This window comes from Bradyrhizobium sp. UFLA05-125 (assembly GCF_059803515.1).
Genome location: NZ_JBANBJ010000150.1, coordinates 1 through 3,835, shown reverse-complemented (window position 1 = coordinate 3,835; position 3,835 = coordinate 1). Strand labels below are relative to the sequence as shown.

The 3,835-nt window shown below is 60.3% G+C and carries 4 protein-coding genes; 3 read left to right on the top strand and 1 reads right to left on the bottom strand.

The window, feature by feature from the left end; genetic code table 11:
* On the top strand, positions 1 to 411 hold a 411-nt coding region (locus SO156_RS45515), incomplete at its 5' end, for a sarcosine oxidase subunit gamma (protein ID WP_498539423.1).
* A 77-nt stretch (positions 412 to 488) separates the two neighbouring features.
* Positions 489 to 1,352 (top strand): formyltetrahydrofolate deformylase, encoded by an 864-nt coding sequence (gene purU, locus SO156_RS45510; RefSeq protein WP_498539422.1) that lies wholly within the window; start codon positions 489 to 491, stop codon positions 1,350 to 1,352.
* A gap of 41 nt (positions 1,353 to 1,393) precedes the next feature.
* Here the strand turns inward: purU and SO156_RS45505 are convergent, their stop codons facing one another.
* Positions 1,394 to 2,116 carry a GntR family transcriptional regulator gene (locus SO156_RS45505; RefSeq protein WP_458150164.1) on the bottom strand — a complete coding sequence of 241 codons (723 nt, stop codon included), beginning with the start codon at positions 2,114 to 2,116 and terminating at the stop codon, positions 1,394 to 1,396.
* A 103-nt stretch (positions 2,117 to 2,219) separates the two neighbouring features.
* On the opposite strand from SO156_RS45505, the gene SO156_RS45500 reads away from it, so the two are divergent.
* The coding region (locus SO156_RS45500) for a hydantoinase/oxoprolinase family protein (protein WP_498539421.1) at positions 2,220 to 3,835 on the top strand (1,616 nt) is incomplete at its 3' end.

Genomic DNA, 3,835 nt, shown 5'->3' with positions numbered 1-3,835 from the left:
TCCGCGGTGTGGTCGAGCACTCATGGATTGATCTGGGCAGGGCCGGGTCAATGGTTGCTAGTGGCGCGACATCGACAGGGTTTTCCTGATCTTCTTGCTTCGCTTTCAGTGGATGCGGCGGTGATGGACCAAAGTCACGCCCGTGCGGTGCTGCGCGTCTCCGGCGGGCGAGCCCGTGAGGTGCTCGCGAAGGGTTCAATGGTCGACCTTCACCCTTCCGTTTTCCCTGTCGGCGCGACTGCTCTGACGAGCGTTGCGCATGTCGGTGTGCAGTTGTGGCGAGGCGACGATGGACCGGAAGGTGCCGTCTTCGAGATCCTTGTTGCACGCAGCATGGCCGGCAGCTTCTCGTCTTGGTTCACCGCTTCGGCAGCCGAGTTCGGCTGCCAAGTCGTGATCGGCGGAGGTTGATCCAGTCCGTCCGCCGCTCTTCGCACGATCTTCCTTCAGAACTGTCGATGAGAGGGCTGCCGCCGGCGGTAACCGATATGCCTGATCGTTCCATGATTCTCGTTTTATCCTGTCCCGACCGTCCGGGTATCGTCTCGGCGGTCTCGACAATTCTGTTCGAGGCGGGGTGCAACGTCCTTGACGCCCAGCAATTCGAAGATACCGAGACCAAACAATTCTTCATGCGAGTCGTCTTCGATCGCCTCGACGAGGCGAAGTCGCAGACTGAGATCGCCGCCTCGATCGATGACCTCGCCAAGCGCTTTGCCATGACATTCCGCCTGCGGGAGCGTTCCGCAAGGAAGCGGGTGATGCTGCTGGTTTCCAAGTTCGATCATTGTCTGGCGGATCTGCTCTATCGCTGGCGCATTGGTGAGCTGCCGATGGAGGTCACCGCGATCGTCTCCAATCATGGCCGAGAGCATCTTGCTTCGAACGATCTCGATGGCCTGCCGTTCCATCATCTGCCCGTCACGAAACAGACCAAGATGGAGCAGGAGGCGCAGATCTGGGATCTTGTGCAGAAAACCAATACGGATCTCGTTGTTCTTGCACGCTACATGCAGATTCTATCTGACGGGTTTTCGGCCAAACTGATAGGGCGCTGCATCAACATTCATCACTCTTTCCTGCCGGGTTTCAAGGGCGCCAAGCCTTACCACCAGGCGCATGAGCGAGGCGTCAAGCTGATCGGTGCGACGGCGCACTATGTCACCTCCGACCTCGACGAGGGACCAATCATCGAGCAGGATGTCGAACGGATCTCGCATCGCGACGCGCCGGACGATCTCGTTCGTAAGGGACGCGATATCGAACGGCGGGTGCTCGCCCGAGCCGTGCGACACCACCTCGAGGATCGTGTGATGCTAAACGGCAAGAAGTCGGTTGTCTTTACAGGCTGACCAGGGTCGGCTCGGCAAGTTGTTCGCGCCTTGGTCCGCTCTCAAAGGTCTGCCAGATCGACGGTGCCCTGTATGTTCGACGGACCGAGAAGCTGGCGCGCTACACGATCCTTGAATAGGTCCGAGTGCCTGGCAGCAACGTTGTCTGCCTCATCGGGCTTCCGCTGTTCGATGGCTGCAAAAAGATCGCGATGATCCACGACGATCCGTGAGATATGTGCTTCGAGCTGGTCGATCGTGTTGTCTCCCGCCTCGAAGCACTGGCGTGAAAGCCTCATCGCCTCGAGCAGGATGTCCGAATACGTTCGCTCCAGGAACGCGGAATCGGCGGCCCGCGCGATCTCTCTATGAAAGCGAAAGTTGGCTTCGTTCATGATCACATCCGTGCCTTCGCGAACACTCTTTTCAAACGCGAGCATCTCGGTTCGGATCTTCTCGAGCTGGGCAGGAGTTCGTCGGATCGCCGCAAGGCGGTGCAGGGATCGCGAAAGCAGACGGTTTGCCTCGAAGAACGGGCGCAGTTGACCGACCTCAAAGGAGGAGACCCGAATTTGCCGGCCGTCGCGGCGCAGCAGCCCCTCCGAGACGAGCCTGATGACCGCTTCTCGGACCGGCGTGCGCGAGACACCGAGCTCGCTGACGATCCGCGCTTCATCAAAAATCGAACCCGGAATCAGTTCTAGAGACAGGATCCGCTGACGCAGATCTTCGTAAACTCGGTCACCATCACGGACCGCAGCGTCGGATCCAACCGCCAGACCCATCAAAACCTCCTGCTGCTTCGAATCCTCGCCGGATGCTCGAAACTACACTGGATTGACAATGTGTCCAACTTGGATATTTAATGTATCCAAGTGAGGAGGCGGCATGAGCTGGACTGTCGGAGTGGATGTCGGCGGAACCTTCACCGACTTTTACGTGCTGAACTCATCGACCCGGGACGTCTTGGTCCACAAGCGCCCATCCACTCCTGATGATCCATCCCGCGCCATCCTCTCTGGCCTCGCCGAACTGGCGGAAGCTTGCGGTGTCGGCGCCGCCTCACGATTTGCGCATGGCACAACGGTCGCGACGAATGCGTTGATCGAGCGCAGCGGCGGCAACGTCGCGGTGATCACCACCAAGGGTTTTCGCGATTTGCTGGAGATCGGGCGGCAGGTTCGTCCGAAGATCTACGACCTCAAGGCCGACGCTCCGTCGCCCGTTGTGCCGAGACAGAATCGTTTTGAGATCACGGAGCGAATAGGTCCGCTCGGGGAGGTCGTGACGGAGCTCGCCGATGCTGAGATCGATGCTGCGATCGAGCGAGTCGCTGCCAGCGGCGCGGAATGCTGTGCAGTCTGTCTATTGTTCTCGTTTCTGAACCCTGCGCACGAGCAGCGCATCGGCGCAGCCTTGCGCAGACGGTTGCCGGAGCTGCACGTGTCGTTGTCGTGCGAGGTGCAGCCCGAGTTCCGCGAATATGAGCGGTTTTCTACAACGGTGCTCAACGCCTATCTCCAGCCAAAGGTCACGCGCTACATGGCGCGCTTGGCCGCGGCTCTCGAAAGCCGTGCAGCCGGTGCCGCGATCGGCATCAGCCAGTCCGCGGGCGGCTTGATGGCGATCGATAGGGCGGGACAGTTGCCAATTCGTACGGCGCTATCAGGACCTGCGGCTGGCGTAGTCGGTGCAGTTGCGGTTGCGGGGCGCTCGGGCGAGAGCGACCTGATCACCCTCGATATCGGAGGAACAAGCACCGACGTCTGCCTGATCGAAAACGGCGCTGCAGCCATGACCTATGGCCGCGATATCGCCGAGTTTCCAGTTCGGTTGCCTTCCATCGACATCAACACTGTCGGTGCCGGTGGCGGCTCCATTGCACATGTCGGCGCGGACGGGTTGCTCAAAGTTGGCCCCGAAAGTGCCGGCGCAGTCCCCGGACCTGCCTGCTATGGCCGTGGTGGCGCGCTACCGACGGTGTCGGATGCAAACGTCTATTTGGGACGCCTTCCGACTGCTTTGGTCGGCGGCGCCATGACCCTTGATCGTGTCGCAGCGGAGCGGGCGATTGCTCCGCTGGCGGCGCAGCTCGGGCTCGCCTTGCCGGAGACGGCGCTCGGCATCGTCCGAATCTGCGTCTCGAATATGGTCCGTGCCATCCGCGCGATCTCAGTCGAGCGCGGCTACGATCCCCGCGACTTCACGTTGATGCCGTTCGGCGGAGCTGGAGGGCTGCACGCCGCTGACGTGGCTGAGGAACTATCGATCCGGAAAATCCTCGTGCCGCTCTCACCGGGCATCCTTTGTGCGGAGGGCGTAGCAATGTCCGACGTGCAGGAGAGCTTCGTTGCGACATGTCGCGTCAATCTGGACGGTGATTTGTCTCCCATTGTCGAAGTCATCAAACGCCTGACCGACCAGGCTAAGACGTGGAGCAATGGCGCGAAGGGGCTTGTTCTTAATACGTCTCTCGACATGCGTCATGTTGGCCAGAACTATGA